The 3,726-nt window shown below is 31.6% G+C and carries 5 protein-coding genes; all 5 read left to right on the plus strand.

What is annotated here, in order from left to right; all coding sequences use genetic code 11:
- Positions 1-199 precede the first annotated feature (199 nt).
- The 5 genes from ACJAX4_RS22840 to ACJAX4_RS22860 all read left to right on the plus strand — a co-directional run bounded on the left by ACJAX4_RS22840 (position 200) and on the right by ACJAX4_RS22860 (position 3,012).
- Complete coding sequence (locus ACJAX4_RS22840) at positions 200-574, plus strand: hypothetical protein (RefSeq protein ID WP_435791736.1); 375 nt, start codon at positions 200-202, stop codon at positions 572-574.
- The gene (locus ACJAX4_RS22845) at positions 567-1,205 is read left to right on the plus strand and encodes a DedA family protein (protein ID WP_435791737.1); all 639 of its coding nucleotides are present in this window, start codon (positions 567-569) and stop codon (positions 1,203-1,205) included. The genes ACJAX4_RS22840 and ACJAX4_RS22845 overlap by 8 nt, the downstream gene beginning before the upstream one ends.
- Positions 1,206-1,317: 112 nt before the next feature.
- Positions 1,318-1,572 (plus strand): hypothetical protein, encoded by a 255-nt coding sequence (locus ACJAX4_RS22850; RefSeq protein WP_435791738.1) that lies wholly within the window; start codon positions 1,318-1,320, stop codon positions 1,570-1,572.
- Between the two features lie 106 nt (positions 1,573-1,678).
- The gene (gene tlp / locus ACJAX4_RS22855) at positions 1,679-1,906 is read left to right on the plus strand and encodes a small acid-soluble spore protein Tlp (protein WP_435791740.1); all 228 of its coding nucleotides are present in this window, start codon (positions 1,679-1,681) and stop codon (positions 1,904-1,906) included.
- 395 nt (positions 1,907-2,301) lie between these two features.
- The gene (locus ACJAX4_RS22860) at positions 2,302-3,012 is read left to right on the plus strand and encodes a hypothetical protein (RefSeq protein WP_435791739.1); all 711 of its coding nucleotides are present in this window, start codon (positions 2,302-2,304) and stop codon (positions 3,010-3,012) included.
- Positions 3,013-3,726: the final 714 nt, after the last annotated feature.

The raw sequence follows: 3,726 nt of genomic DNA on the forward strand, positions 1-3,726 counted from the left end.
AAGTTAGTTTTTAATCCAAGTTCTGATGAAATGGTGAAATTAGGCGATACTATGGTGGTTCTAGGAACAGAAGATCAGGTAAATCAACTTAGAAGGATTGCTAATGATATAGGACAAAGACACTTAAATGTATGAATTAATTGAAATAAGTTTTTGGATTTAATCCGAAAACTTGTTTTTGCTAGAGGAGGGTATTTGATTGTATTTGATGAAAAAAAATGTAAAAGCATTTATATTATCAGCTTTGATAATTGTAATTATATTTATAATAGCGAGGCGGTCCACTATACTATATCTAGATTTTAGAAATATTAAATTGCCCACCAAAGAAAATAGACAAATTGGGAATATGAGCATTCATAAATGGATTAACTTAAAACAATTATCTGAGAAAAACAAAATAAGTGAAGAAGATATATTCAAGGGACTAGAAATCATTCCACAAAATGGAGATGAAAATTTATGTGTAGAACAATTGGGCAAAAAATACAATAAAAATTCAAAAGAACTTAGGAACAATTTAAAGAAAATAATGGAAAATGATAAAGGAATAGAAGGTAATAAACATGAGTGAGTTTAGTAATTTACTAATAGAATATTTTAGAAACTATAACATATGGTTTCTAAGTATTATAGTTGTACTTCAGTGTATAGGGATTCCAACAGGAGCGTCTTTACTCGTAATGGCATCTGGTGCTTTTGCTTATGCGGGTGAATTTAATGTTGGTATTCTTTTATTACAAATTTGGTTTTTCTCATGGCTAGGAGATAATATTGCATATATTATATGGAAATTTATTGGAGATAAATCTTTAAATAAATTTCCTAAATTAAGAACGTACTCCCAGCCCAAAATGTTCAAAGCTAAAAAATATTTAATGAAACATGGAAAGAGTGCAGTTTTTTTAAGCAGATTTTTCGTATCAGCTATGGGACCTTTTGTAAATGCTACAGCTGGGATTACTGGATATAAATTTAGGACATTTAGTTTATTTGTTGCACTAGGTGAATTATTTTGGACCTCCATATACTTAGGGTTAGGATATTGGTTTGGGGATTCATGGGAAACTGTAATTCCCATGGTTTCAGAGTACGGATGGTTTTCAACATTTATAGCAATTTTAATTATTACTTTTTATTTCTTGAATAAGGTAATTAGGAATAATAAAGTGAAGATTAGGAGATATATCAAGAAAAGAAGTTAACACATTACATATACATATACATATGCATTTACGAGGAATATTTTTCGGCTTTTGTAGAATATTATATTTAGTATCATAAAAATATTATATTATGTTCTATGGAGGAATGAAAATGTCAATTAAAAACAAGATTTATAAAATTTCAATTACAGAAGATGGTATAGATGATTATAAGAACTATAACATAAGCGCAAAAGATATGGCTGAGAATTTAGGAATTGATGCCGTGATGACCGATTTTGAGTGGGATGGTGATTTAAATAAAGGGTTAATTCTTACTGGAAGAATAGTTGAGGAGGTATCGGTAGAGGATGCACTAGCGGAGTTATTAAATGCTGAATATATTGCGGGTGTAAAGGAAAGTTAAGTTTATTATAAAATTAGCAATTTTGTTTGGTGAATAATATATGCTTTTGTAGATATAATAATAGTGAATATATTATTAAGTCAAACGAAGGAGATATTAAATTATGATGAAAAACAAACCAGATGATAGACGGGATAACGCAGGTAGAATACAAGATAATATAAGTAATACAATTGAAAATTTCCATCTTGCAAAAGAAGCAATTGAAGAAACGGATGATGGAAAGTATAAAAAAACATTAGAAGCAAAAAATGATAGAAGAAAAGATGCAATAAATGGTATGAAATCAGAAATGAAAGATGAGTCAATAGCTAAAAAAAATGGATATAAATAGAGTTAGATTGTAGTTAAATTTAATTAAAATCTTGTATAATATAATAAGAATTTTACAAGATTTAATTTTCGGCTTAATATTAATATCTAGGAGTGTGCTTAAACTACACACTTATATAGAGTTAAGTTGCAGTTAACGATATTTTTATGTTAGTTAAATTTTAAAAAAATCTCATCCACTTAACAATGTTAAGTGGATGAGATTTTTTATATTAAAAGTGATATTTCCCGGGATGAAACTTATGATCGTTAGTTAATATTTTTAATTTTTCAATATATATTTTACATAATGTGCACACAATTCTGACATAATCCTGCCATAATTAAAAACTATAATAGAACATATAAAGAATATGAAAATAAATACAATAATAAGATATGAAAGGGGAAATTAGTATGAACAGACTTTCTTTAAAAACAAAAATAATTACAGCAGTAATAACAGGAGGTGTAATTGTATCCTCGGCTAGTTTTGCATTTGCAGCGGATAAAGTAGCTCCACAAACTAATGCACGGGAAGCTCTAAAACATAATAAACGCACTGCTCCAGATAGGGATGCTATGTTAGAGAGTCAAATTAAAGAAGCAGTAACGTCAAAAATAATTACTGAGGCGGAAAGTGATAAGATTCTTGCATATGAAACTAACAAGGCGCCCAAAGTCCCTACAGGAGAAAAACATGTAAAAGGGGAAAAACCAGAAAAGACAGGTTTATTTGTGGAGTTAGTAGAAGAAAAGATTCTAACTCAGGAAAAGGCAGATGCACTAAAAACTAGTATGGAGGCTAAAATGAAGGCCCAAAGCCAAGTTGATTTAAATACAAAGATTAATGTGTTTGTTACAGATAAGACCATTACAAAGGATCAAGCAACTAAAGTTATAGCGGCCATAAATGCAAATGAAGTAGCTAAAAAAACGGCTAGAGACAAAGCTAGTACTATGACTGAAACTGAAAGAAGAACATATATGGACAGTTTAAGAGATAACGAGGTGGGCCCACTAAAAGCTCTAGTTACAGCTAAAACTATAACACAGGCTCAAGCTGATAAACTAATTGAAGGTTTTCATATAGGTGGACCACGTCATTTAGAACATCACAGTAAATAATTCAATAAAAATGTAATAAGAATTGTAAGAAGAGGCTGCCTAAAAGTAATTTTAGGCAGCCTCTTGTACGTCCAGCATGTGTACTGAGCCGATAGGCTGAAAGAAGCCTAAGTCACCTAACCAACGGGAAGACAACCTGAGAGCAAGGGCGTTACTGGCAACGGTAGGGTCTGAAGGAAGCAGCAGGGAAAATATGGAACATAGCGAAAGTAAACCGAAGGTGGCTTATAAAGTGGGTAACCCTGCAAAATATGGGAAAGCCCGAAAGTTGGATAACTTTATAAGTTAAGACGGATGCGTTCATATTTAGGCAGGTACACCTATCTGGAGAAGCCTGTATTATCCTATTTATTTTAGGTAAGTTCAAACAAGTGGGAACACAAGGGAGATACGATGTAGTGCAGGTGGCAGATGAATTCGTAGTAGTGATTAACTTTTAGCCAATGAAAACTGGTAACAGTATGGAGGATAAAACTAAGAGGACATTATGCATAAGCTATAGGTATAGCAGTCATAATGGGGTATAGATTACCAAAAGTATCTATACTTGCGAAGGGAGGAAGGCAAACTGAAGTTTGCGATTCAAGATTATAAAGCTATAAACTTATTAGAGAAGATAATCGAAGTTGAAACACTAAGAGGTACTTGTAACTGGTGATGACGAATCTACTGGAAACAGAGTCCGCACTAAACAGAGTAATTAGTCTAAGCTAG

The sequence above is a fragment of the Clostridium sp. genome (assembly GCF_051278035.1).
In the GTDB taxonomy this organism is placed as follows: domain Bacteria; phylum Bacillota; class Clostridia; order Clostridiales; family Clostridiaceae; genus Clostridium_AD.